This is a genomic window from Hungatella sp. L36, from assembly GCF_014288035.1.
The window spans coordinates 644,799-671,116 of sequence record NZ_JACOPC010000001.1 but is presented as its reverse complement, the minus strand read 5'-3'; the positions used below and the strand labels follow the sequence as shown (position 1 = coordinate 671,116).

Below are 26,318 nucleotides of genomic sequence, written 5' to 3'. Positions count from 1 at the left end.
TTCTCATGTCCATGGCGGCCGGGCCTCGTGCCTTAAGCGTCCACTTTCCTGCTGTCAAAATAGACAAACCGGTCGATGGCCTCCAATATGTCCTTAAAATCCTCTCTCGGCGCCAGCTCCATGTACTTTCTCAGAATCTCCGTCTCCCGTTTCTTATACGGGCCATAGAAGATATCATAGAGGTTGTGGCCTCTCATATAAATCTTAAACTCTTCCATATGCGCCTTCAGTTCTTCCACAGATGAGATCGTCCCTCCCAGCACCTCTGTCAGATGGCGGCCTGACTGCAGGCGGTATAAATACTCCTGCCATTTGGAAAAGAGCGTCTCATAGAATGCCTCCTCGCTCTTCACAATTCCAAGCTCTGCCATAATCTTTGGATTTAAGAAGTAATTTTCAAAGGAATAGTACTTAAGAATCAGCACATTTCTCCTCGTGACCTTCGGCAGCTTATCGACATCCTCCAGGCTCCGCTCGTCGTAGTACCGGCAGAGCTGGCCCGCCAGTTCCTCCGGGTTCTTTCCGTCGCCGTCGCGGATCATCAGAAACTGATCCCGCAAATACACCTGATTCATGTATTTTAAGTTGGCATACGTCTTGATATTGGTACAGCTGTTGGTGGTGATAATCGAAATCCGGGACAGATTGCCGTTAGCATCGTGAATCTCCGAATAATACTTCTCCAGCAGCAGCGGCAGCCGGCTCTTATCCTGTTTTCCCTCCACGATAAAGACGAAGCTCACGTTCAGGAAATCGTTGGCCCCATAACCGAGATCGTCTAAAATGGCGTCGATATCCGTACGTTTGCGCACCACGGAATAGTCTTCCTCGTCCAGGACCACCTGGCGGATCTGGCGGCTGGTAAAGTTAAACAGCATATTCGGCGAATGGGTCGTGAAGATCACCTGATTCTTCTTCGACAGCTGGTACAGGATCTCACTGGATATTTTCTGCAGATGAGGATGAAGGAAAATCTCGGGATCTTCCACAATGATCACGCTGGGGATCCGCTTCTCATCGTCCGTGTACGTCTGAAGCAGCGACAGCATATAGATGCTCTTCATGCCCCCGCTGAGATTTTCAATGGGGTTCAGCCGCCCGTGTTCTTCGTGGTATGTCTCCGCCGTCACATGGAACATCTCATCCGGATTGCAGTTCAAGGTGAACTTGATTTCTTCGAATCCGCCGTTCCTTCTGTAGTTGGCGTTGACCTTCTCCGTAAACTCTTTTAAATTAAGCTGATACATCTTATATTCCAGAAGCTTGGACGTCTCGTAAAGCTTCAATTCTTCCGGTTTTTTCTGATTGATCAGACCGATGCATTTGAAACACTGGTTGCACTCCTTTGCCGCATCGAACATGCAGACGTGGGCGCGCAGTCTGATCAGCTGCTCATCCTCCTGGAACATGAACAGATCATCCTGAAACTGTTTTAGCTGACGCTCGGTATCGATATAATAAATCCTGGGAAATACCTCCTGGATATACCGGTTGTTCTTCTTATATCCATCGAAAAAGCGGGACTCCCCCTTCCAGTTTACCACAAATGTAAATGACAGGGCTTCCTCCTCATACGACGGCAGCTTTGTACAGAAATCCCTGCGCCATGCGTCATACCGCTTGTACTGGCTCACGATTCCCGCCCGGTGGAACATATGAAGATCTTCCTCTGTAAAATTCAGGGTGATGGATATCTCAATATTCTGTTTTCTTTCATTAAAGTCGCTCTCCCGTATCTGGTAAGAACCGGCCACCGCACGGATGGCATCCAGCACCGAGGTCTTCCCCGTGTTGTTCTTTCCCACCAGAATCAGGGCATTTTCGATACCATGAATCTCCATCTCACGGATGGATTTAAAATTCCTGATGTGGACTGATGTGATCTGCATATGTGTTCTCCTTTAGGTTTAAGTATAGGAGATGCCAGGGCAAATTTCAAGCTTCCGCTGAAATTTTCGCAACTATTGAGCACTGGCCCTTCCCGCGCTTCATACTATGGATTATATTCTAAATTCAGGAGTGGTTCTTATGTTCGATTCTGCCGTAGTGCTGACCCCTCTGCACTATGTTTATCTAATCGGTGTTCTTGTAATACTCGCTGTCATGGTCCTGCGAAAAGACACCCCCGCCGTCTGTATCGCCTTTTTATTTCTCCTCGGAGTCATCGGTCTTGGTTCCATAACAGGCGGAATCATGACCGTATTTAATTCTATTCTGTTCGCCGCGAAAGAATTCATGGAAGTCATAGCCACCATCGCCCTGGTAACGGCTCTGTCCAAATGCTTAAAAGACTTAGGCAGCGACTACCTGATGATGGTCCCCATGTCGAAAATCATGAAGACCCACTCCGTCACATGGTGGATTCTCGGAATCACCATGCTGCTCTTCTCCCTCTTCCTCTGGCCGTCACCTTCCGTGGCCTTAGTCGGCGCGATTATGCTGCCATTTGCAGTCAAGGCCGGTTTAAAACCGCTCGCCGCGGCCATGGCTATGAACCTTTTCGGTCACGGAATCGCTTTAAGCTATGATTTCGTCATCCAGGGTGCGCCTGCCATTTCCGCCGGTGCCGCAGGAATCTCCACATCCGATATTCTCACCCAGGGGCGTCCCGTTTTCTGGGTCATGGGCATTGTCACCGTAACCGCCGCATATCTTTTAAACCGTAAGAGTATGGCAGCCACAGAGACCGTGTCCGCAGAGGCCCTGCCTGAGGAGCGGAAGAAAGTGACGAAAGCGGCCATCGCCATCGCGGTCCTCACTCCCGCGGCCTTTCTCGCCGATATTCTTCTGATGCTGGCCTTTGACTTAAAAGGCGGAGACGCCACCAGCATGGTTTCCGGCACCGCCGTACTGGTGATGTGTGCCGGCGCAGTCGCCGGATTTGGCAGACAGTCGCTGGAAAAGGTGACCGATTACGTGACAGGCGGCTTCCTCTTCGCCATCAAGATCTTCGCCCCCGTCATTATCATCGGCGCCTTCTTCTTCCTTGGCGGCAGCGGCATTACCACGATCATGGGCGACCAGTACCAGAGCGGCATCATGAATGACTGGGCCGTCTGGCTGGCTCACAATGCGCCCTTAAACAAATATATGGCAGCCTTTATCCAGATGGTCGTAGGCAGTCTGACCGGTCTCGACGGTTCCGGTTTCTCCGGCCTTCCCTTAACAGGCTCCCTGGCCCACACCTTCGGCACCGCCGTCGGCGCTTCGGTACCGGTGCTGGCTTCGCTCGGGCAGATCTCCGCGATCTTCGTGGGAGGCGGTACCATCGTTCCCTGGGGACTTATCCCCGTGGCCGCCATCTGCAACGTCAGCCCCTTAGACCTGGCCCGTAAGAATCTTCCGCCAGTCTTAATCGGCTTTCTCTTTGCTTTTTTAACCGGCTGCCTTCTGCTGTAGCAGTAACAGTAACGGAAATACGTATCCTGAATCACGCTTTATCAAATTGCACTTATTGAATCACGCATCTTAATGAAATGGAGGAATCTGCCATGTGTGGAATTGCAGGCTTTTATAACCCGCATCGCAATTACTTAGAAGAGGAGGCCCGTTACCGGGATATCTTAAAAGACATGGCCGCGGTACAAAGACACCGCGGCCCCGACGATTCCGGCGTCTGCCTGAGCAAACATACCGGTCTCTCCCACGCCCGTCTGTCCATCATAGACTTAGTCAGCGGACATCAGCCCATGGAAAAGGAGGCTGGAGGCCGCACATATTCCATCGCCTACAACGGGGAGCTTTATAACACGGAGGAGCTGCGGACGGAACTGCGCGCGCAGGGGCACTCCTTTGCCACCACCAGTGACACGGAGGTGATTCTCACCGGATGTATCGAATACGGTCCCGACTTTGTCAAGCGGCTGAACGGCATCTTTGCCATCGCCTTTTACGACGCCTTGCACGACCGTGTCATCCTGTTCCGCGACCGGGCGGGTGTAAAGCCGCTCTTCTACACGGTCCGCGGCGACGAGATACTGTTCGCATCGGAACTGAAAGGAATCCTGGCTGTCCCCGGCATCCGACCGGAACTGGACCGGAAGGGACTGAATGAGGTCTTCTCCATCGGTCCCGCCAGAACGTATGGCTGTGGTGTATTTGCCGGTATGGAGGAAGTTCTCCCCGGCCATTTTCTCATCTGTTCCCCCGAGGGCGTCTCTTCCCACTGTTACTGGAAATTAGTGAGCCTTCCTCATGAGGACAGCTACGAAAAGACCATTGAGAAGACGGCCTTTCTCGTTCAGGACTCTATCAAACGCCAGATGGTCTCCGATGTTCCCATCTGTACCTTCCTCTCCGGGGGAGTGGATTCCAGCCTGGTTTCCGCCGTCTGCGCCGCGGAGCTTAAAAAACAGGGGAAAAAACTGACCACGTTTTCCTTTGATTTTGTGAACAATGATAAGTATTTCAAGGCCAATTCCTTCCAGCCCTCTCAGGACCGCCCGTTTGTGGACCGGATGGTGGAGTTTCTGGACTCCGACCACCACTATCTGGAGTGCGGCAACACCGATCAGGCCGACCGTCTCTGTGATTCGGTGCTGGCCCACGATCTGCCCGCCATGGGAGACATCGATTCGTCCATGCTGCATTTCTGCTCTCTGGTCAAGGAGCATAACAAGGTGGCCCTGACCGGCGAATGCGCCGATGAAATATTCGGCGGCTATCCCTGGTTCCACAAGGAGGAATGCTTCCGGGCCCACACCTTCCCATGGACGATGGACTTAGAGGCGAGAAAAGTCCTTCTGAAAGATGATTTTCTCGATTACCTGAAGATGGACGAATACGTCAAAGAAACGTATGAGCGGTCTGTCGCAGAGACTCCTACCCTGTCCGAAGACTCGCCCACCGAGGCGCGCCGCCGGGAAATCGCTTACTTAAATCTTCGCTGGTTCATGCAGACTCTTTTAAACCGCATGGACCGCGCCAGCATGTATTCCAGCCTGGAAGCCAGGGTGCCGTTTGCCGACCACCGGATCATGGAGTACGTCTGGAATGTCCCCTGGGACATGAAGACGAGGGACGGCCTGGTCAAAAACCTTCTGCGTCAGTCCGGGAAAGGCCTTCTGCCCGACGATATCCTGTTCCGCAGGAAATCGCCCTATCCGAAGACTTACGACACGAATTACGAAAAACTTCTCACCAGCCGTGTCCGCGAAATCATGAACGATTCGTCCTCGCCTGTCATGCAGTTTCTGGACAGAAAAAAACTGGAGACGTTTCTTCAAAATCCCTCCGATTACGGAAAACCATGGTACGGCCAGCTGATGGCCGGTCCGCAGATGCTGGCCTATATACTTCAGATTGATTACTGGATGAAGACCTATAAGATTACCCTGGTTTAAGACTCTGGCCGCGCACAGTTTATATACATTTAATAATTTTGGTGATTATTTTCCGACAAATTGTATTGTAAAATGAAATATTCATGTTATAATATTTTTAGACGTTTTTACACTTAGAAAAGGGGAATAATATGTTTGGATCATCAAAAGGAGCAACAACAGAAGCATTAGAAAAACTGGTTCAGAAGGGCAAATGGGATAAGATTAAGAAAAGTTATTTAAATTCTGATTCAGAGACAAAGGTACATTTAGCAGAAGCATGTGCTTCAGCCGTGGGCGACGATTCCAGCAATGTATTAATGGCACTCCTCGACTCACCCGAAGATGAAGTGAAAGTGGCTGCACTTAAATCTCTCGCAAAGGTCGGCAACGATCACTGCGTGAGCCGTATTCAGCAGATGATCACTTCCGTACCGGCTGACAAAACCGCACTTCGCGGAGAAATCCAGAATACGCTTCAGGCACTGCGAGGAAAACAGTAGAGCAGATAACAGCAAAACAGCGGCACACAATACACGTGGCCGCTGTTTTCTATTAATTTAGAATATATTTTATAATTCATTACTTCCCGCCATGCTATTTCGGAAATTTTACGCCTGCTCCATCTCCTCCGTCACGCTCTGCATCTCCTTCGTATCACCGATGAGAATCGCTCCGGTCAATCTGCCATTCGCATAATACCGGGTCTTATAGATCTTCTTTTCCGGGTCTTCCTCGTGCTTCACCGTATACTCAATTTCGGAATTCTTTCCCACGTCGCCCACGGCAAAAAGGGAAGTCTCCATACCGTTAAAGGTAAGTGCTGCGGGTACGGTGTGGTAAACAAGGCCGTCACCGGCCGCATTGGCGCCCGCTGTCCGGCCCATCTCCACCGCCTGCGGCCAGATCGCATAGTTGATTCCCTCATATTCGGCGCAGTCTCCGCATGCGTATACGGACGGAATGGTGGTCTCCATAAATGCATTGACCTTGATGGCTCTTCCGATCTCCGCTCCCGCGTCTTTTGCCACACCGACATTTGCACGGACACCGGCAGATACTACCACCAGCTCAGCCGGAACCACGGTGCCGTCGCCCAGGCGCACTCCCGTCACATCCGTCTCTCCCTCGATCGCTTCAATCTTCACATTTAAATGGATGGCGATTCCTACATTCTGAATCAGATCCTTCAGAAATTCGCCGGCTCCCGCATCCAGCTGACGGCCCATCAGCTGCGGTGCCAGTTCCAGAACCGTCACCTCCAGGCCCGCCTTTTTCAGTTCCCAGGCTGCTTCCAGTCCCAGAACACCACCGCCGATTACCACGGCGTGCTTCGTCTGAGGAAGAAGGGCGCCTACTTTTTCCGTATCGGTGATTCTCCGGATCGCTATAACCTGCGGCTTCTCATGACCTGGAATCGGTGGAATAAAGCATTCCGAACCCAGGGCGTAAACCAGCTTGTCATATTTTAAGCGGATTCCATCCGAAAAGGTCACTTCTCTGGCCTCCGGATCGATCCTCTCCGCCGTCTTTCCTGTCAGGGTTAAAATCCGGTTCTCCTCATACCACGGTGCGTCGTGAACCAGAAGCTGTTCCCTGTTGTTCTCTCCCAGCATGGATTTCGTCAGCATGGGACGGCTGTAGGGCAGTATCTCCTCGTTCGTCGCCATCACGATGGAGGCGGTGGAATTCCGTTCTCTTATGGCCTCTGCCGCGTTTAACCCTGCCGCGCCGCCTCCCAGAATCAGAAATATCTCTTCTGTGTCTCTGTGGAAGGACTTCTCCTCCTCCGTAAACGGGACGAAGTTCTCCGGTCCCACTCCGCATACGGGACATACGCTCACCCCATCTTCAAATACCGCGCCGCATACCAGACATTTTACCAGTTTCTTTTTTGTTTCACCCATGTGAATACCCCTTTCCGACTCTCATAGTATCATTTCCTATATTTGTTAAAATCAGTATTAATTACTATTATTGCAATAATATCACATTTGTCTTCCTTTTACAAGACTAACTTCGTTAAAATTTTGTAAACGTAGACAGAAAACTGTAAGGTCCCCTCCCGTGCTGTTTGTGCTAAAATATCAGGGAATGGCAGTTAAATGGACATGCCAGCATGTTTACCTTGCTCGCTGCCTTCGCAAGAATAAAAGAGGGGATCTTATTATGAAGCAGTATACGATTGGAGACGTGTCGAAAAGGCTGGGCATCAGCCGCGACTCACTCCGTTTTTATGAAAAAAAGGGCATTATCACTCCGCAGAAGCTGGAAAACGGCTACCGGTGCTACAGCTATGAGGATACGAGAAAGCTTCTCGACATTATGTTCTACCGGAGGCTGAACTTCAGCATTGAGGATATCAACCGAATTCTTCATCAGAGTTCCTTTGGTTCTTATTATACCATGATTCAGGAAAAAATAGCAGAGGAAGAACGGGAAGTGGAACGGCACCAGCGTTCTTTGATCCATCTAAAGTATCTTACTCAGCTTTATAAGAATATTGACGATTATTTAAATGATTATGACATACGTCCGCTCCGCCGCTATTACAAGGTTGATGAGACTCTCATTGACAAGCTGGCCGTTCATGATTTATGCTATATCTATCAGGAATATCAACTCAGGGAAGGCATGCCGGGTCAGGTGGATGAATACTACTTATTCGCCGCAGATACCGCTGCCATCATCGGACTGGAGGAACAGTTATCCGGCCGACTCTTTATTCAGCATGAGCGGTGTGTCTACACGGTTATCGCATCCGCCAGCCGCATTCCGGACACCCGTTCCATCATGAAGGCGGTCTGCTGGGCCAGAGATCAGGGATATAAGCTGGAAGGCACGGCCTACGGCGGATTTCTGCTGAGCTGCGCGGTTGATGAGATGCAGACAGCTGTGCCGGAGGAGGCCGACGTCAGCCAGCCGGTTTATTACATCGAACTGTATCTGCCGTTAAAGGAGTAACAGCCGCGAACCGACGTCCTTTCCTCAGATGATTTTCCACTATTGCTGCGTTATTTATGCAATGCAGTACCAGAGTACTCTCAGGAACTCTTTCTATCCAGATTTGTGAGGGTACTCCACGAAAGAGAAGGAGGATTTAATCATGAGTAAGGGAAAAGGAGTCATGCAGGAATTCAAGGCGTTTATTCTGAAAGGGAATATCATCGATATGGCGGTCGGCGTCATCATAGGCGGGGCGTTCAGCAAGATTGTTACCTCTCTGGTAAACGATATTCTGATGCCGCTTTTGGGCGCAGTTACGGGAGGCGCTGATTTCGATACCTTTAAGATTGTTCTCAGCCCGGCTGTAAAAGATACGGCAGGCGAAATTATTAAGGCCGAAGCTGCCGTCCGCTACGGGCTTTTCTTACAGAATATTCTGGATTTCCTGATTATCGGCGCCTGTATGTTCTTTATGATCAAGGCGGTAGCCATGATCAGTTCCCGTCTCCGTCACGAAGAAGAAAAAAAAGAAGAAGCTGCACCGGCCGGTCCGACGCAGGAAGAACTGCTGGCGGAAATCCGAGATCTGTTGAAAGCACAGCAGAATGCCGAGAATGCCGAGTAGTATTGCCTGCGGGAGTCAAAAACCTCGCCGCGAGCGGCGGGGTTTTGACCCTCGCGGGAATAAAGACTGTCCGATCAGGGAATCGTAAGAAACAGCATTGGAAAGGAGGCTGCCGATTTGAATCAGCATAAAACCATTTACCTGGCAGGCGGTTGTTTCTGGGGCATGGAAGAATACATGTCCAGACTGGACGGCGTCTGCGAAACAGAGGTCGGATACGGAAACAGCCTGGTGGAATATCCCACTTACGAACAGGTCTGCACCGGCACTACCGGTGCCGCGGAGACGGTTAAACTCATTTACCGGCCGGAGGAGACGGAACTTTCGACTCTGCTGGAGGCTTATTTCGCAGTCATCGACCCTACCATCCTAAACCGGCAGGGAAACGACCGCGGAACCCAGTACCGCACCGGAATCTATTACGAAGATCCGGCGGACCGGGAACCCATCTTAGCCGCCATTTCCAGACAGCAGAGAAAGTATACCGTCCCGGTCGTAACCGAGGTGCTTCCGCTTGACAATTTCTATCCCGCGGAGCAGTATCATCAGGATTATTTAAAGAAGAATCCGGGCGGCTACTGCCATATTGACGTCAGAAAAGCGGATGTATTTAACGAGGAGGAACGGCTTCGCAGGGATCACGATTCCGTCGAAGGCCCTGGAAAAGAGCGCAGCTATACGGTCCCCTCTCCGGAAGAACTGAAAAGCAGGCTGACGCCGCTTCAGTTTGAGGTTACACAGAATCAGGCGACAGAGCATCCCTATCGGAATGAGTATTTCAATCATTTCGAGCGCGGACTGTACGTGGACATCGTTACGGGGGAACCGCTCTTCTCCTCCTCTGATAAGTTTGACTCCGGATGCGGCTGGCCCAGCTTCTCGAGGCCTGTCAAATCCCTTTCGGTAAAGGAGCTTAAAGATCAGAGCCATCACATGGAGCGGACGGAAGTGCGAAGCCGGGCGGGAGACAGCCACCTTGGCCATGTCTTCGACGACGGCCCCATCGACAGGGGCGGACTGCGGTACTGTATCAACAGCGCGGCTCTTCGCTTCATTCCGTATGAGGAGATGGAAAAAGAGGGCTACCGGGATTATATGGATCTCGTCTGAAACCATCAGAGATGCCCCTGAGCGGCCAGGTAACGAAACCTAAAACGATTAGAATCATGCATGCATCAAGAAAAAACCAGGGGCACCAGCCCCGGCCTCCATAATTTGGATGGTCGGAAACAGATGCTCCCGGTTCTTTTTCGTTATGAACTGTTTCTTACTTCTGTTTTTCTATACTATGCTTCTTCCCGCAAAACGATTGCTCCGCAGCTCTTCAGGCAAAGTGTACCGTCATTCTCCAGGGTACTGAGTGTCCCCTCCGGAGCACTGTCATCATTCGTCAGGAGAACCGTGTAATTCTTTTCCGGAAGCGTAAGCATCTTCTCTTCTTTTCCGAAATTTGCGGCGATAAATATCCGATCTCCGCTCTCGCTTTCCCGATAGAAAGCAAAGACATCCTCGTCCGCCTCAAATGCCGGGACGAACCTGCCAAAGATCAGCGTCTCCCGGTACGCTTCCGATTTTCTAAGGGCAATCAGCTTCTTATAGAAATGAAGGACTGAATCCTCGTCTTTTAACTGGTCCTCCACGTTGATCTCCGTATAATTGGGATTCACCTTCAGCCAGGGCTTTCCCGTCGTAAAACCAGCTTCCTTCTCATGGCTCCACTGCATCGGTGTCCTCGCGTTGTCGCGGCTGTAACGGATACAGGCGTCAAGTGCCTCTTCCTCTGTACAGCCAGCCTCCAGAGCCGTCCGGTACTGGTCCTTCGTGTTGATATCGTCGTAATCTTCTATGGAATCCATGGGGCAGTTTCTCATTCCGATCTCCTGTCCCTGATAGAGAAACGGAAGGCCGCGAAGAAGGATATTAACAGCCGCCAGCATCTTGATTCCTCTGGGATTCACTGCATACTCCGGCAGATACGTGGATGCGCCGCGGGGCTCATCGTGATTTTCGATGATATTGGCCAGAAATCCCACGTTCTGGACCTCCAGCTGGGATTCGATTACGGTCTTCTTCCATTCGGAGAATTTGACCGGCTTTGCGTCGTACCAGCCGTGTTCCCCTCCCGTCAGCAGATGAGCAGAGAAATCGAACATCGTCGAAAAGTGGCCATTTTCTCCCACAAATTCCTTCAGTTCCTCTTCCCTCATATTAAATACTTCCGCAACCGTAAATGCCTGATACGGATCGAAGGCCTTCTGCCGCAGCTCCTCCAGCAGCTCGCCGACCCCCTCGACCTCTTCCACCATTTTGGTGCAGGAAGCCAGCCCGTCGGGACCGTCCGCCGGGAAATCCGGAAAATTCGGATCCTTTTTAATGTTGATGATGGCGTCGATCCGGAATCCGGCCACCCCTTTTTCCAGCCACCAGCGGATCATGGCAAACAGTTCTTCCTTCATCTTCGGATTATTCCAGTTTAAATCCGGCTGTTCCTTTGCAAACAGGTGCAGATAGTAGAGGTCGGTGCCCGGAACCGGCTCCCAGACGCTTCCTCCGAAATAAGACCGGTAATTGCTGGGAGCGCCGCCGTCCCTGCCCTTTTCAAAGTAGAAATAGTCCGCGTACTCGCCGTATGGATCGGCAAGCGCCTTTTGAAACCATTCATGCTGGTCGGAGCAGTGGTTGATCACCAGGTCCATAACGATCTCGATCCCCCTCTTCTTCGCCTCGGCCAGAAGCTCATCGAACTCCTCCATGGTGCCGAACTCCGGGGCAATCTTATAGTAATCGGAAATATCGTACCCCTGGTCCACAAAGGGAGACTGGTAGATCGGCGATATCCATACAATATCAATCCCCAGTTCCTTCAAATAATCGAGTTTCTCTATAATTCCTCTCAAATCACCGATCCCATCCCCATTGCCGTCGTTAAAGCTCTTGGGATAAATCTGATAGGCTATTTTCTCATGCCACCATTTTCTCTCCATGGTCTTCCTCCTGTTGTCTCTAATGTATTGTCATTATAATACGGAGCCCCTGACATTTCTTGCAGTATACTTCCCAATTCTAACACAATTCTGCTGTCTTCTCTGCCGCGCCCCTGCAAAACCGTGCTCCGGGCCGGAGAAAGTACAAAAAATACCGTATTTTGCTAAAAAACGTTTGTATATTTATGATTTTTCTTTTATAATAGATAGGCAGTCTTTTTCTAAACAGGGGAAAATGCGAAAGATAATGATAAGGAGAAATGATGACTATGGAAGAACGTTTGATAGGGACAATTTCAAGAGGCGTACGTGCACCGATTATTCGTGAAGGAGATGACCTTGCAAAAATCGTTGTAGATTCCGTTATAGATGCTGCCGCCAGCAGCCGCTACGGCTTTGAGATTCAGGATAAAGATATCGTTGCCGTTACGGAGGCCGTCGTTGCAAGAGCACAGGGCAATTACGCCAGCATCGACAACATCGCAGCGGATGTAAAGGAGAAATTCGGTGATGAGGCAGTCGGAGTTATTTTCCCGATTTTAAGCCGTAACCGTTTCGCCATCTGCTTAAAGGGAATTGCCCGCGGCGTGAAAAAGGTCGTGCTTATGCTCTCCTATCCTTCCGATGAAGTCGGCAACCACTTAATCGACGAGGATGAGCTGGATGCAAAGGGCGTGAATCCATGGGCTGATGTGCTGAGCGAAGAGAAATACAGAGAGCTGTTCGGCTATAAAAAGCACACCTTCACCGGTGTTGACTATATCGAGTACTACAAGGACGTGATCAAAGAGCAGGGCGCAGAGGTCGAGGTCGTTCTGGCCAATGACTGCCGCACCATCTTAAAGTATACGGACAATGTGATCTGCTGTGACATCCACACCAGAGCGAGAAGCAAACGCCGCCTTCTGGCTGCAGGAGCGAAAAAGGTCTGCTGTCTCGATGACATCATGACCGCGTCCATCGACGGAAGCGGTTACAATGAGAACTACGGACTCCTCGGTTCCAACAAGGCAACAGAAGAGACTGTCAAGCTGTTCCCGCGCAACTGCCAGCCATTCGTTGACAGAGTTCATCAGATGATGATGGAACGCACCGGCAAGCACGTGGAAGTGATGATCTACGGCGACGGCGCATTCAAGGATCCGGTCGGAAAGATCTGGGAGCTTGCTGATCCGGTCGTTTCACCGGCTTACACGGAAGGTCTGGAAGGACAGCCCAACGAGCTGAAGTTAAAATACCTGGCGGATAACGATTTCGCCGATTTAAGCGGTGAAGAGTTAAAGAAGGCCATCTCTGAGAGAATCCGTACAAAGGATGACAATCTGGTGGGCGACATGGCTTCCCAGGGTACCACCCCAAGACGTTTAACGGATTTAATCGGTTCCTTATGTGACTTAACCTCCGGTTCCGGAGATAAGGGAACACCGATCATCTTCATTCAGGGATATTTTGATAATTACACGAAGTAAGGAAGCTTGTCCGTCCGGCTCCATGCTCTCGGGAATAAAAAGGAACCGGCGTCCGGCCAATGTATATTGGCGGGCGCCGGTTCCTTTTTGCTGCCGGCTTATCTGTTATTTAAGATCCTTGCTTATTTACTGCAATTATACATGAAACAGTAAATTCCGGGAAGTCTGAACGCTCATATATTTTTTACCACCACTACCGCTATGGCCGATCCAAAGACAAGCACGAACCAGATTGCCGTCAGCCACAATGGCCATTGGATTTCCAGCATTCGGTTGAATGGGATCACGAAGAGGCTGGCGAGACAGATCTGATTCAACCCCACAATCTGTTTTTCATACCGCAGGCGTCTGTTTTCGGCGCGCTTCACCAGCCGTTCTCCCCGCATTCTCTTTTCTGTCTCCTCCTCCCCATGTCCGGCTGCGGCGGCCTGCAATACAGAGGCCGCCAGAGCCAGCACCGTGACGGCCAGTGTCCAGACGGTCATGACTGTCTCGGAAACCGGTATTCTAAGGACTGAGTTCACCGGGAAAAATACCAGCGACGCGATTCCGCACATGGCAAAGAACCAGACAATCCGTCTCAGCTTTATCACAGGTTCTGTTCTGTCTTTCTTCAGCCGTTCCGCCCCTCTCCGCTCTAAAACCTTCATCTGCAGATCAAATAGTCCCGTATCGAGCGTCTGAAAATCCCAGTCCCTCTTCTTTAATTCCAGGCAGACCAGTTTCATCCGGTTCAATGCGGCCTCCTCCTCTTTCAGCTGATACTCCCGCTCCTTAAGGAGCTGTGCAAGAGACCGCTTCCCCTGCTGAAACTGCCGGATATCGGAAACCGTGACTCCCAGCATCCGGAGATACTTGATTTTCTCCAGCACCTCCCTGTCTTCCTCTGTATATTCCCGGTAATTATTCTCACCGCGTGCCGGTGACAAAAGCCCTTCTTTTTCGTAAAAGCGGATGTTCGCCTTCGTAACTCCCACCTGCCGCTCCATATCCTTAATTTTCATTGTCTTTCGCCTCCTTCTTTCCCTCATTATAAGGGTTCAACAAGGTTTAATGTCAATAGAAAAAATAAAATTATGCAGCTCAGAGGTCCAGACTGAAAAGTGAAAAATTGTACCGTTAGAATTTACCACCACTTAATCAGATCCGTCACTTCATTTCTCAAATCCACAAAATCCTTCGCCGCAATATCCCGCGGCCTCGGGAGATCATTTCGAATCTCTTTCTTAATACTGGTAGGCTTATTGGTAAGCACCAGAATCCGCTCCCCTAAATAAACCGCCTCTTCAATATTATGGGTAATAAAGATAACCGTAGTCCCGTTCCTCTTCCAGAGATTTAAGAGTTCGTCCTCCAGCTTGAATCTCAGTTCGATATCCAGCTGTCCGTACGGCTCATCCATCAGCAGCAGCTCCGGCTCCGTGGCAAACGCCCTGGCGATTACCACCCTCTGCAGCATGCTGGCAGAGAGCTGATCCGGATAGTACTTCCGGTATTTTGTAAGGCCTACCACCTCTAAATACTCGTTTACCTTTCGGTCCGTGGTTTCCTGATCCGTGTGCTTAATCTCCAGACCAAACCGCACATTCTCCTCCACCGTCAGCCATGGCATGGTGGAATACTCCTGAAAAATGTATGCGACGCTGTGTTTATTCAAATCCACAGGCTCATTGTTAATCAGGATCTCTCCGCTTGTTGGCTGGTAAAGCTTCGTCAGGCTGTTTAAAAAGGTCGTCTTGCCGCAGCCAGTAGGGCCGACAATACACAGGAACTCCCCTTTCTTCACATCGAAAGAGATCTGATCCAGCACGAGGAGGTCATCGAACTTCTTCGTCAAATTCATTACCTTTACTTTTGTTTCCCTTTTTTCTTCCATGAGCGCCTCCTTTACAGCGATTTATCCATATTTTCCGTAATCTCCTGGCGGAGGCGGAGAAATTCAGGGTCCACGTAGTTTCTCGGATGCGGCATATCGATGATGTATTCCTTCTTAATGGTGGATGGACAGTTTGTCATCAGAATAATCCGGTCTGCCAGAAATAAGGCCTCCTCGATGTTATTTGTGACAAAGATAACCGTGCGTTTTTCCTTCTGCCAGATCCTCTGCAGCTCTTCTTCCATCATATAACGGGTCTGAGCGTCGAGGTGGCCGAAGGGCTCATCCATGAGCATCAGGTCGGGATTGTTGCTGTAGGCCCTGGCGATTCCGACACGCTGACGCATGCCTCCGGACAGTTGGGAGGGATAGCTCTTTTCAAATCCCTTTAATCCAACCAGGTCGATATAATGATCCGCCGTCTTCTTCCGCTCATCCTTGCTTAAGCCCCGCACCCTGGGTCCAAACTCTACATTTCCCATGACGGTAAGCCACGGAAAGAGCGCCGTCTTCTGGTACACAACGCCGCGTTCCGGCGCCGGTTTTCCCACTTTTTTGCCGTGATCGATGACCTCACCGGAGGTAGGGGTGTCGAGGCCTGCCAGGATATTGAGCAGCGTAGTCTTCCCGCACTGTCCCGGTCCGAAAAGCACCAGGAATTCATTTTCACGGACAGAAAAGTCAACATCCTTCAGCACATGGTTCTTTCCGGAGCCGTCGTAGCTGTCAAACTCCCTGGAAACGTGGCCGCACCGAAGCACCTCATTTACAGTCCCTGCTGCTGATTCCATATGCACAACCTCCCTTCCAGTTTTGCCATGGCCGTTGCCAGAACGTATCCAACAATGCCGATGGCCAGCATTCCTACCATGATCTGAACGGTGTTTCCGTTTGTCATTCCCATGACGATGAGCCAGCCAACGCCCTCATCCGAACGCACCATTTCCGCACCGACGACGGCCGACCAGCCTGCCGTGATGGCGATCTGAAGCCCTGCGAAAATGTAAGGAATCGACGAGGGCAGAACTACCCGGAAGAACACCTGGCGTTCCGAGGCCCCCAGCATTCTGGCGGCTCCTAAAAGGACAGAGTCCACATTTTTCGTTCCGTCATACGTATTGACCGTAATGAAGCAGAAGCAGCCCAGGAAAATGATGAAAAACTTACTCTGATCGCCCAGTCCGAACCACAGGATGGACATGGGAATCCATGCCAGAGGCGGAATGGGACGGATAAATTCAAAGATTGGTTTGATGATGGCTTCCACAGTTTTCGAATACCCCATGGACACGCCTAACGCAATGCCGGCAATTGTCGCAAAGAAGAATGCAACACCTACGCGGTAGAGACTTACGCCGATATGCACCAGCATGGTATGCCTTCCGATCGGTACCGTAAAGCTCTCGAAGAATTTCCACAGAATTTCCGATGCAGGAGGGAGAAACATCTTTGCATTGGTAAACCGGGCCACGGCTTCCCATACGATAAGCAGGGAGGCAAATGCCACAACCGTCATGACGGCGGCCATATTTTTCTTTAAAAAACGGCTGGATGCGCTTTCCATTCTATTTTCCTCCCTTGACGAATTTATTCTGCAGCTTTTCCAGGATAAAGGAAAGCAGATAACCGATCACACCAATGGTGATCATTCCCACGATGATGACATCGGGGCGTCCCAGCATCCTTGCCACCTGAATCATGTAGCCTAACCCTCTCGTCGCTGCTAAGAGCTCAGCTGCCACCAGAGCTACCCAGGAAGAACCGAGTGCCAGCCTTAAGCCGGTAAAAATCATGGGAAGAGCCGTCGGGATTGCAACCTTAAACAGCATCTGCCTGTTGGATGCACCGAATGTCCTGGCTACCCATAAATGAACCTGGCTCGTTCTCTTGATTCCGGCGTAGGAGTTAATGGTTGCGCTGATAAACGCCGCAAAAAAGATAATTCCTACCTTTGACCAGTAACCGATTCCCAGCCAGAGAATCATCAGCGGAATCCACGCAAGCGCCGGAATCGGCCGGATTACATCGAACAGCGGTTTGGCAAACATCTCGAATTTACGGCTCCAGGCCATGGCAATTCCCAGCGGCACTCCGATCAGCACTCCCACCACGTATCCTCCAAGAGCAATCTTCATACTGGCCGCGATATGCTGGAGAAGGGTCGCTCCATCCGGATTGACCCCTCCTGTCAGCTTGTAGACAAACGTGTCCAGTACCTTTGCCGGGCTTGGAAGCATCATGGGAGAAATCAGATGCAGAATATCGGTTGCCATTTCCCAGATAAACAGGACGGTGATAACCGAGCACACCGACAGAATCCGGTACTTATACTTTGCAGCAATTTCTTTCATCTGCGTTCCCTCACTTTCTCTAATTTACCCCTTTGACAAACTCCGGATCGATGTTGCTGTCAAACTTGTCCATCAGCTCCGGTTCCAGCTGTCCTAAGCCTATGTAGAATTCTCCCAGTTCCCTTGCGAAATTGCCTAAAGTACGGTCTTTCCAGTCAGCCGCGGTGATAAACTGCACACGTCCCAAGTCGCTGACACAGCTCTCCCTGCTGGCCTCTGCTCCCGCATCCTTTAAGAAATCCACCATCAGATCAGCCGCCATGTCGGGATCTTCATTTAACGCCTTGCAGGCTTCCACAACACAGTCCATATATTTCTGAACCAGCTCCGATTTTCCTTCCACTGCTTTTCGATTGCCTACCACCATGTCCACGTAGCGGGTTCCTAAATCGGCGAGATTTCCTACCTGTACCATGCCGTCATCTACGGCTTCAAAGAACGTCGGTACATTTAAGGCTACCGCGTCACACTGGTTTGCTAAAAGTGCCTGGTAGGCCTGTGCCGTATCCATATTTACAATATTCACATCGGTGATACCCAGTCCCAGTTTTTCCAGCCATTTTAATGTGGTAAAATGCTGAGCCGTGCCGATCGGAAGAAGAATCGTCATTCCCTTCACCGTCTCCGGGCTTCCGAGGACATTGGGATACGATGGATTGTAGCCTTTTTCCTGCGCTGCCGGTGAATCCGGTTTTACGAAGACTCCCAGGCCGTCTGTCGACTCCAGGACTTCCCCGATAATCATCATGTCATAGTTTGCCACACCGGTGACGGCCGCGGCGCCCATGGAGCCCACATCCCACAAGTCGGCGGCCAGCGCCTCATTCATGGGAGCACCTGTTGCAAACATGATGGTATCCATTTTAAATCCGGCCTTCTCATCCAGCTTATTCTTCCTGATATACTCTGTCGGAAGGCTTGTGATAAACGGCATCATTGCCACACGAAGCACCGGCAGATCCCCTGACGCCTCCGCCTTAGCATCCTTTCCTCCAGCAGTGCTGCTCTGGCTGCTGCCCGCGCTTCCACAGGCTGTCAGTGCAAGTGCAAGGCCGAGGGCCATAGTTGAACGTAATACTTTTTTCCATTGTCTCATATCGATTCCTCCTGGTATTTCACGAGCTTCATACTTTGGCTCGTTATAATAGGTCCTTACTGTCAATTGGAAAACACATGAACACTCGACTTGCCGCAACCAACTCATAAGTTATCCGTGTTTTCCTCTTATGAGCCCATTATAGCCCGGCTGCCAGGGGCTGATTTTTCTATTATTTTACTTTTCTTTTGCATTTCAGATCAAACGAGCATATGGACCGGAAAACACTTTTTAAATTCTTACTTTTGTTTCTATATTTTGACTTTTTTACGCGAGGCACAGAAAAACGGGTAAAGAGAGTGACATTCTTTACCCGTTTTTCCGTGAATGGATATTACTTTTTATTTATTTCACAACCAGATTCACGATCTTATTAGGAACGTAAATCTCTTTTACTATCGTCTTTCCCTCCAGCAGCGGCACGATCTTCTCGTCCTTCACCGCAATGGCAAATGCCTCTTCCTTATCACAGTTTGCAGGCAGTGCCACCACGCTTCTGAGCTTTCCGTTCACCTGCACGCCGACTTCCACGGTTGAATCCATGGTCTTTGCCTCGTCGTATACCGGCCATTTCGCCATGGAGAGGAATCCCGTTCCGCCCAGGCTTTCCCAGATCTCCTCGCACACATGCGGAGCGATCGGGCATAACAGCTTGATATAGACGATAAGCTCGTCCTTCGTGATCTGCCCCTTCGCATAAATGTCGTTCAGCAGGCCCATGAGTGCAGCTATCGCTGTGTTGAACTTCATTTCCTCCAGGTCGTTCGACACCTTCTTGATCGTCTTGTGGAACGCGGTCTCCAGTTCCGGTGTCGCGCCCTCTCCGCTGGCAATCTCACACAGTCCGGCAACACGCTCCAGGAAACGCTTACAGCCCTTTACGGAGCTGTCACTCCACGGTGTGGCCGCGCCGTAATCGCCCATGAACAGGACATACGTACGCAGAACGTCCGCACCGAACTCTTCCACAACGTCCAGCGGATCTACGACGTTTCCCTTGGATTTGCTCATCTTGTCCCCATCCGGTCCGAGGATCAGACCCTGAGCGGTACGCTTCGCATAAGGCTCTTCCGTGTTCACCACTCCCATATCGTACAGGAAATGGTGCCAGAAACGGGAATAGATCATATGGCGTGTTACGTGCTCCATGCCTCCGTTGTACCAGTCAACAGGCATCCAGTATTTTAACTTCTCAGGATCAGCCAGCGCTTCCTGATTATGAGGGTCGATATATCTTAAGAAGTACCAGGAAGATCCGGCCCACTGAGGCATGGTATCCGTCTCGCGCTTCGCGGCTCCCTTACACTTCGGGCAGGTGCAGTTTACGAAGGATTCGATTCCGGCAAGCGGCGACTCTCCCTCCTGGCCCGGCTCGAAATTATCCACCTTCGGCAGGCGGAGCGGCAGCTCCTCATAGGGAACCGGAACGACGCCGCAGTCAGGGCAGTGAACGATCGGAATCGGCTCTCCCCAGTATCTCTGACGGTTAAATGCCCAGTCCTTCATCTTATACTGGACACCGGCTTCACCGACACCCAGCTTCTCCAGCTCCTTCACCATGCGGGCGATGGAGTCCTTTTTATTCGTCAGGCCATTTAAGAAATCGGAATTGATCATCCTGCCGTCGCCGGCGTACGCGGCCTCGGTAATATCGCCGCCCTCGATTACCTGCACGATGTCGATGCCAAACTTCCTGGCAAATTCATAGTCACGGTCGTCGTGGGCCGGTACAGCCATAATCGCGCCGGTGCCGTATCCCATCATAACATAGTCCGCAATATAGATCGGAATCTTCTTGCCGGTCAGCGGATGAACCGCGCTTAGTCCGTCGATACAGACTCCCGTCTTCTCTTTTACCAGCTGGGTGCGCTCGAACTCCGTCTTCTTCGCACACTCTTCTCTGTATGCCTTAATCGCATCCATATTAGCGATCTCATCCGCGTACTTGTCGATCATCGGATGCTCCGGCGCAATGACCATGAAGGTGACGCCAAACAGCGTGTCCGGACGTGTCGTATAGATGCGGAAGGACTCGTCCTTGTCTGCAAGGCTGAAATCCACGAATGCGCCTTCCGACTTGCCGATCCAGTTCACCTGCTGCTGCTTGATATTCGGCAGGTAATCCACGGTATCCAGGCCATTTAAGAGCTTGTCCGCGTATTCCGTGATTCTTAAGAACCACACCGATTTGGACTTCTGAACGATGTCGCTGTGGCAGATATCGCACTTTCCGCCCTGGCTGTCCTCGTTGGATAAAACGACCTTACAGGAAGGACAGTAGTTGACAAGAGCCGTGTCACGGAACACGAGGCCCTTTTCAAACATCTTTAAGAAAATCCACTGGGTCCATTTATAATAATCTTCATCCGTCGTGTCGACAACTCTCGACCAGTCGAAGGAGAATCCCACCTTTTTCAGCTGATTGGAAAATCTGGCAATGTTGTCATCTGTAATCTTTCTCGGGTGCACGCCTGTCTTGATCGCGTAGTTCTCTGTCGGGAGTCCAAAGGCGTCAAATCCAATTGGGAATAAGACGTTATATCCCTCCATCCTGCGCTTTCTCGAAATGACTTCCAGGCTTGAGTACGCCTTGATGTGGCCGACGTGCATACCGGCTCCGCTCGGGTACGGAAATTCTACCAGACCGTAAAATTTCGGTCTCTCGTCGTTGTCCACAGCCTGAAAGATACCGGCCTCGTCCCATTTTTTCTGCCATTTGGGTTCTATCTTTTTAAAATCGTGCTTCATAATCTGCCTCCATTTTTTTGCTGATACGACCATTATATAGATTCCTTCCATAAAATGCAAGGTTTTACTTTTTTAAGCCGTATCTCATAAAAATTTCCTCCGGGCAGCCGTTTTCCTTCATCCGTTCCGCCATGAGCGCTGCCATATACCGCTCTGCCTCTTCATCGTGTATCGGATGCTCCTGGCCGGGATCATTCTCCAGATCAAACAGCATGGTATCGTACTTCGCCTGGCCAACTTCCTTCTCATATGGAATTCTTAAGACCGGAAGCCCCTTGGTAAAGGACAGGCCTTCTGACAGCGTCATCTTCTCCAGTTCCCCGTTTTCGATAAACGCTCTGCGGCCGCCATGGCGGGTCGGCATCAGCGTGTACTGATAAATCCCGGTATCTGTATCCACAGGACTCCTCATATAGACATATCTCCCGTCGGTACAGTTGATCTGCCCTCCGAAAATGCCGTACAGCGCCGCTTTTCTCACCGCTTTCCCACTGTCTGCAAGCACCGGCTGGAGCGGAACTCCCTCCATGTCCTCCGGCAGCCGGAGCCCGAACTGAGCGAGAATCGTCGCCGGCAGATCGATGGTCTGAACCAGGCTGTCCGCGTGAATTCCCCTGGCCCCCGTCACCGGATCCCAGATAAACAGCGGAATTCTGGCCACTTCATTGTAGAAAGGGCAGTGGCATTTGGCCCACTGACCGTGCTCAGCCAGCAGAAAACCGTGATCTGTGTTTACAATGACCATGGTGTCCTTCCACATGCCGTACTCGTCCAGCAGGTCCAGCACCTCTCCCAGCTTCTCGTCACACATGGTCAGCAGCGCCGCGTATTCCGCCCTCAGGTGAAGAATCTCTTCCGGCGTGTCCCGCTCATCCACCTTCCGGTAATCCGGCCAGTCATAGACGCCGCCGTTATAGGGATCCGGAAACAGCTTCTTAAACTTTTCCTGGGAGAAAAACGGCTCATGAGGATCGAAGGTCTCAATCTGTAAATACCACTGATCCGCCCCGTGATTTGTCCGGATAAAACTGCATCCGGCTTCAAACGTCAGGCTCTGCGGCTGTTTTTCCTCGGTCTCCATATAAGAACGGTTGACAAAATCCTGCGGAACCCAATTGTGTTCCCAGTTATCTGCCACCCCGTCACAGCGGTTTCTGTATCCTTCCGGAATCTGATCCGGGGAAACAACGCCCTTCCAGGCATCCCCCTCCTGCCCCCGAAAGCCTTCCCACGTCCGGTATCTCGTATGGTAGGTGGCGCCCCCATCCTCAAAATAGTGGTAATGGTCCGTCACCATATGGGAATGAATTCCGCTGTGATTTAAAAGCTCCGGCATGGAATCGTCGAATGGTTCCAGCGGCCCCCAGCTCCGGTGCAGAAAATTATACCGCCCCGTGTGAAGCTCCCTCCTGGCCGGCATACAGGGAAGACTCCCCGCGTAGCAGTTGTCAAATGTGACGGAATGCTCCGCCAGCCTGTTAAAGTTGGGCGTGGCCGCCAGGTTCCCTCCATAAGGATTCAGCATATTCCGGTTCAATGAATCAAACATTACCATGATTACCCGCATCTTTTTCTTCTCCTCTCCTGTATTCATAGGGATTGACCCCGTAGCGTTTCTTAAAAGTCGTCGAGAAATAACTGACATTCGGATATCCCACCGATTCCGCGATCTTCTGGACGCGCTCCGGCGTATGAGACAGCAGATAAGCCGCCTTCTGAAGCCTTGTCTCAGAGAGAAATGTGCTGTAGGTACAGCCTGTCTCCTCCTTAAAAATTCTCGACAAATACTCCGTATTTAAATGAACCTCCCTGGACACGCTCTCCAGGCTGATCGGTTCGCTGTAATGGTGTCTCACGTAGTCCACGGCTGCAGCCACCCCCTTTGACAGATTTCTCTCGTCCATCTCCTGGTAGGCCAGCGCGTTCCGGATAAATTCCGTCACCTTTTTGCAGCTTTCCGCGTAGCTGACAGACTCGCTTACCGCCCGCTTCTCCTCCAGAAGCATGTGGTGCATCAGCTTTGCATCCTCACCGGCAAAGCGCATATAGGCCATCTCCATGGCATCACAGCAGAAAGCGGCAAACATACAGACCGGAAATACACCCTCCTGCTTCGCATGGTCCAGCACTGCCTCCATGGTCTGGTAGAATTCCTGGCCGGACACCTCGTAGAGCTCGCGCCGCGTCTTCCGGTATCCGCTCTCCCATCGCTTCACGAGGCTGCGAATCTCGTTTCCCGCCATCTCCGCCGGCCAGACCTTCTCTTTTTCCATATAATAACCGCGGCTTAAGCTGCAGGCTGCCTCGATAATCGCGTCCGCCACATGGGCGAGACTGCCCGTCACCGTGCTGATTCCCGCCATACAACGGTTTTTCTGTACGATAGCTGTCCCATACTCATGCAGCAGCTGGATTTTCTGCAGTTCCGTCCGGTCCCGTTCCAGATTCCCCACAATCACGTACGTAAGCCTGTCGTATTCGAATCCCACCACATGGTGAACCTCCGGATTCTCCGGAAGGATGAATTCCTCCAGCACCTCTTTTTTCCACACGGCCACGGCAAACAGCCCCTCATCACGCCACCGGATATTGCATTCCTTAAGTTTCTTTACATCCTCTTCCCCCAGAGTCCTTCCCTCCCGCAGAATATCGCCGATAATGGAATGCTGGCGGCCGGTGCTCTCCGTCTCTGCCCCGCCTCTGGATACCTCGTGCTTAGTCACCCGTTTTTTTAACCGTTCCAGAACCTCCTTAAACGACTGGTTGTTCATCTCCGTCTTAAGCAGGTAGTCGTCTCCGCCCTGCCGTATGGCCTCCCTGGCCAGATCGAATTCGGCAAAGGCGGTCAAAAGGACCACAACCGTCTCCGGCGAGATCTCCTTAATCCGCTTTAAAAGCTCAAGACCTCCCATAACCGGCATCTTGATATCCGTAAAAACCACGTCCGGTTCATTTTCCTGAAACAGGGCGAGTGCCTGCTCTCCGTTATGGGCGCAGCCGGTCAGCTGGCACTCCGGGTTCTGCCCGATACAGAACTGAAGCCACTCGCATATCATTCTCTCGTCATCTACTATCAGTATTTTCATAATTTACCCCTTGCATCTCTTTAAGCACCACGGGAAACCTCATGGTAACCGAGGTGCCGATTCCCGGCTCGCTTTCCACCGTAAGCCCGTACTCTTCTCCAAAATTAATCTTGATCCGGTTTAACACATTGAGAATTCCGATGGATCTTCCGGACTGGTATTCCCGTTCACCAAACTGCGCCGTCATCCGGGCAAGCTCCTTCTCGTCAAGCCCCACGCCGTCATCGGAGACGGTGATCAGCAGGGCTCCCTCCGACACAACGGATTCCACGATAATAAGCCCCGCCTCCGCCTTTGCCTCGATTCCATGGAAGATGGCATTCTCTACAATCGGCTGTATAATCAGCGCAGGAACGAGGCACCGCTCCGTCTCCGCCCCCATCTCGCACTCATAATGGACCTTGTCCCCATACCGGATCTGCTGCAGCGCCAGGTATTTTTCCGTGCTCTCAAACTCCTCCTTCAGGGTGATGAAATCCGTGTCCACAGACAGCGTCTTCTTCAGAAGATCGGTAAAGGCCGCCATCATCAGAACTGCCTGGTCATTCTTTTTCAGTTCGATCATGCACTGGATCGAAAACAGCGTATTATAGAGGAAATGCGGATTGATCTGCGCCCTTAAGAAATCCATCTCCGACTTGCGCTTCTGCATCTCATTGTCCCGAATGTCCTCCAAAAGCTTCTTAATCTCAGCCGCCATCTCGTTAAAGCTGTCCTTCAGCTGATTGACCTCCTCGTATCCCCGGATGTCGCTGATCACGTCAAAATCTCCCTGCTTCACCCGGTCCATCAGGCGGCAGAGCTTCAGGATCGGCTTCGATATCCGTTCCGACATATAACAGGCCGCTCCCGTTCCGACCAGGAGACAGCCGCTTACAATCGCCAGGAGAAGCACCAGCGCCTGGTTTAAAGGCTGCAGTATAACGGCGCACGGCATCTCTTCCACAATCGTCCAGCCGGTCTGGGGATCATAGTAGTTGGACAGCAGATAGTCCTGTCCCAGCTTTTTGATAATGTGGTACTCATTCTCCCCGTAAAGCCGTCTGAAATTATCAACTCCGATAAAGTTCTTTCCAAGCAGGGATTTCTCCCGGCTGGAGACAATGTTGCCCTTCTTATCGAAAATATAGAGGTTGCTCCGGTCTTCGGCCGTTCCGTATAAGTCTTCCAGATATTTTTCATCCACATTGACGAGAATCGTTCCCGTTTCCCCGCCTTCCGTTCCGGCCACCCGGCGGAATGCTGCGAATACGTACCGCTCTTCCCTGCTCGATAAATCAAACTTCTCCCGGAAGCTGCTGATAAACACGATATCATTTTCCGCGTCGTAGCTCCGCTTATACCAGAGCTGGCTCTCCAGCCCGTCAAAATCGTAGTGGTCCCGCCCTCTGGAGGCGTAACGGAATCCATTATCTCCCAGGATCACCACGTCGTAGGCCACCCCCACATCGTGAAATACCCTGTCGTAGTTCTCCTTCACCCCGTCCAAGTAGCGTCCGGCCTGCCCCATCTCTTCCTCCGAGAGGCCGTTCTCATTTAAGCATCTCTGCACCTCTTCATCATACCGGTATAGATTGGATATGGTGATGGTGCTGTTTTTTATGGTGTTGGAACGCTCTGAAATCTGTTTTAATACATCCAGACGGCTTTGGCCGATCTGGTCCATCATCAGCTGTTTTACTCCCAGAAACAGAAAGCTGATAATCAGGATGGAAAGGACGGCAAAGGTAACGCCGTATCCTAAATACAACTGAGTCTTCAGTTTCCCGGACGCCTGTTTAAACTTCTCCCAATACTTTTTTATCTCGCTCACCCG

At 51.2% G+C, this 26,318-nt stretch carries 20 protein-coding genes; 7 read left to right on the top strand and 13 right to left on the bottom strand.

All coding sequences use genetic code 11. The features are described 5' to 3' along the window. Positions 1-32: 32 nt before the first annotated feature. Entirely contained in the window at positions 33-1,889 is a 1,857-nt protein-coding gene (locus H8S80_RS02810; protein WP_117630183.1) for an ATP-dependent nuclease, read from the bottom strand. 139 nt (positions 1,890-2,028) lie between these two features. On the opposite strand from H8S80_RS02810, the gene H8S80_RS02805 reads away from it, so the two are divergent. The 3 genes from H8S80_RS02805 (at position 2,029) to H8S80_RS02795 (ending at position 5,824) form a co-directional block, all read left to right on the top strand. Beyond that, on the top strand, positions 2,029-3,399 hold the full coding sequence (locus H8S80_RS02805; RefSeq protein WP_117630182.1) for a citrate transporter: 1,371 nt from the start codon (positions 2,029-2,031) through the stop codon (positions 3,397-3,399). 92 nt (positions 3,400-3,491) lie between these two features. Next, positions 3,492-5,342, top strand: a complete 1,851-nt coding sequence (asnB, locus tag H8S80_RS02800) for an asparagine synthase (glutamine-hydrolyzing) (protein WP_117630181.1) — start codon at positions 3,492-3,494, stop codon at positions 5,340-5,342. 131 nt (positions 5,343-5,473) lie between these two features. After that, entirely contained in the window at positions 5,474-5,824 is a 351-nt protein-coding gene (locus H8S80_RS02795; RefSeq protein ID WP_117630180.1) for a hypothetical protein, read from the top strand. A gap of 108 nt (positions 5,825-5,932) precedes the next feature. Here the strand turns inward: H8S80_RS02795 and H8S80_RS02790 are convergent, their stop codons facing one another. Continuing rightward, positions 5,933-7,228, bottom strand: a complete 1,296-nt coding sequence (locus H8S80_RS02790) for an FAD-dependent oxidoreductase (RefSeq protein WP_117630179.1) — start codon at positions 7,226-7,228, stop codon at positions 5,933-5,935. A 262-nt stretch (positions 7,229-7,490) separates the two neighbouring features. Here H8S80_RS02790 and H8S80_RS02785 point away from each other — a divergent pair, with 262 nt between their 5' ends. The 3 genes from H8S80_RS02785 to msrB all read left to right on the top strand — a co-directional run bounded on the left by H8S80_RS02785 (position 7,491) and on the right by msrB (position 10,002). Continuing rightward, positions 7,491-8,285 carry a MerR family transcriptional regulator gene (locus tag H8S80_RS02785; protein WP_002600422.1) on the top strand — a complete coding sequence of 265 codons (795 nt, stop codon included), beginning with the start codon at positions 7,491-7,493 and terminating at the stop codon, positions 8,283-8,285. A gap of 142 nt (positions 8,286-8,427) precedes the next feature. Continuing rightward, positions 8,428-8,892, top strand: a complete 465-nt coding sequence (gene mscL / locus H8S80_RS02780; RefSeq protein ID WP_117630178.1) for a large-conductance mechanosensitive channel protein MscL — start codon at positions 8,428-8,430, stop codon at positions 8,890-8,892. Between the two features lie 117 nt (positions 8,893-9,009). Continuing rightward, on the top strand, positions 9,010-10,002 hold the full coding sequence (gene msrB / locus H8S80_RS02775; RefSeq protein ID WP_002600424.1) for a peptide-methionine (R)-S-oxide reductase MsrB: 993 nt from the start codon (positions 9,010-9,012) through the stop codon (positions 10,000-10,002). 176 nt (positions 10,003-10,178) lie between these two features. Here msrB and H8S80_RS02770 read toward each other — a convergent pair whose 3' ends face one another. Next, complete coding sequence (locus tag H8S80_RS02770) at positions 10,179-11,876, bottom strand: glycoside hydrolase family 13 protein (RefSeq protein WP_117630177.1); 1,698 nt, start codon at positions 11,874-11,876, stop codon at positions 10,179-10,181. Between the two features lie 269 nt (positions 11,877-12,145). Between H8S80_RS02770 and H8S80_RS02765 the strand changes: the two genes are divergently transcribed. Next, positions 12,146-13,345, top strand: coding sequence for a coenzyme F420-0:L-glutamate ligase (locus tag H8S80_RS02765; RefSeq protein ID WP_117630176.1), 1,200 nt, complete (start codon positions 12,146-12,148; stop codon positions 13,343-13,345). Between the two features lie 173 nt (positions 13,346-13,518). Here the strand turns inward: H8S80_RS02765 and H8S80_RS02760 are convergent, their stop codons facing one another. The 10 genes from H8S80_RS02760 to H8S80_RS02715 all read right to left on the bottom strand — a co-directional run bounded on the left by H8S80_RS02760 (position 13,519) and on the right by H8S80_RS02715 (position 26,315). Further along, positions 13,519-14,349 (bottom strand): MerR family transcriptional regulator, encoded by an 831-nt coding sequence (locus tag H8S80_RS02760; protein ID WP_025530249.1) that lies wholly within the window; start codon positions 14,347-14,349, stop codon positions 13,519-13,521. Positions 14,350-14,471: 122 nt separating this feature from the next. Beyond that, a complete protein-coding gene (locus H8S80_RS02755) occupies positions 14,472-15,221 on the bottom strand; it encodes an ABC transporter ATP-binding protein (RefSeq protein WP_002600428.1) in 750 nt (249 codons plus the stop codon). Between the two features lie 11 nt (positions 15,222-15,232). Next, positions 15,233-16,012 carry an ABC transporter ATP-binding protein gene (locus tag H8S80_RS02750; RefSeq protein WP_002600429.1) on the bottom strand — a complete coding sequence of 260 codons (780 nt, stop codon included), beginning with the start codon at positions 16,010-16,012 and terminating at the stop codon, positions 15,233-15,235. Continuing rightward, a complete protein-coding gene (locus H8S80_RS02745) occupies positions 15,988-16,785 on the bottom strand; it encodes an ABC transporter permease (RefSeq protein ID WP_029466023.1) in 798 nt (265 codons plus the stop codon). Before H8S80_RS02745 ends, H8S80_RS02750 begins: the two co-directional genes overlap by 25 nt. Before the next feature lies 1 nt (position 16,786). Next, the gene (locus tag H8S80_RS02740) at positions 16,787-17,572 is read right to left on the bottom strand and encodes an ABC transporter permease (RefSeq protein WP_002600431.1); all 786 of its coding nucleotides are present in this window, start codon (positions 17,570-17,572) and stop codon (positions 16,787-16,789) included. Between the two features lie 19 nt (positions 17,573-17,591). Then, a complete protein-coding gene (locus tag H8S80_RS02735; RefSeq protein WP_002600432.1) occupies positions 17,592-18,668 on the bottom strand; it encodes an ABC transporter substrate-binding protein in 1,077 nt (358 codons plus the stop codon). 345 nt (positions 18,669-19,013) lie between these two features. Beyond that, the gene (leuS, locus tag H8S80_RS02730; protein WP_117630175.1) at positions 19,014-21,416 is read right to left on the bottom strand and encodes a leucine--tRNA ligase; all 2,403 of its coding nucleotides are present in this window, start codon (positions 21,414-21,416) and stop codon (positions 19,014-19,016) included. Positions 21,417-21,480: 64 nt separating this feature from the next. Continuing rightward, a complete protein-coding gene (locus H8S80_RS02725; protein WP_117630174.1) occupies positions 21,481-22,983 on the bottom strand; it encodes a sulfatase in 1,503 nt (500 codons plus the stop codon). Then, a complete protein-coding gene (locus tag H8S80_RS02720; protein WP_117630173.1) occupies positions 22,958-24,502 on the bottom strand; it encodes a response regulator transcription factor in 1,545 nt (514 codons plus the stop codon). Before H8S80_RS02720 ends, H8S80_RS02725 begins: the two co-directional genes overlap by 26 nt. After that, complete coding sequence (locus tag H8S80_RS02715; protein ID WP_025530252.1) at positions 24,480-26,315, bottom strand: sensor histidine kinase; 1,836 nt, start codon at positions 26,313-26,315, stop codon at positions 24,480-24,482. Before H8S80_RS02715 ends, H8S80_RS02720 begins: the two co-directional genes overlap by 23 nt. Between the last annotated feature and the right edge of the window lie 3 nt (positions 26,316-26,318).